At 69.8% G+C, this 484-nt stretch carries 1 protein-coding gene; it reads left to right on the forward strand.

Annotated features, from left to right (window positions below; all coding sequences use genetic code 11):
* Positions 1–39: 39 nt before the first annotated feature.
* Positions 40–484, forward strand: a 445-nt coding sequence (locus AC1DYG_RS19485) for a DUF501 domain-containing protein (protein WP_477641504.1), incomplete at its 3' end; no start/stop codon positions are given.

The raw sequence follows: 484 nt of genomic DNA on the forward strand, positions 1-484 counted from the left end.
ATCGATGACCATGCCTGATCAACAAGGAGGGCCAGTCCGGTGACCGAGCCGACCGAAAACAATTCCACCCCCGAGATTCCCCGTGAGGATCTGGACGCGGTCGCGGCGCAGTTGGGCCGCGACCCGCGTGGCGTGCTCGCCATCGCGTACCGCGCCCCGGACGGCGCCCCCGGTGTGGTGAAGACCGCGCCGCGGCTGCCCGACGGCACGCCGTTCCCCACGCTGTACTACTTGACGGACCCGAGGCTCACCGCGGAGGCGAGCCGGCAGGAGTCCGCCGGGGTGATGCGGGAGATGACCGAGCGCCTCGGGAAGGACGCGGACCTGGCCGCGGCGTACCGGCGGGCGTACGAGTCCTACCTGGCCGAGCGCAACGAGATCGAGTCTCTCGGAACAGATTTCACCGGTGGCGGCATGCCGGACCGGGTCAAGTGCCTGCACGTGCTGATGGCGCACTCGCTCGCGAAGGGCCCGGGTGTCAACC

The organism is Pedococcus sp. P1_H8 (genome assembly GCF_056405175.1).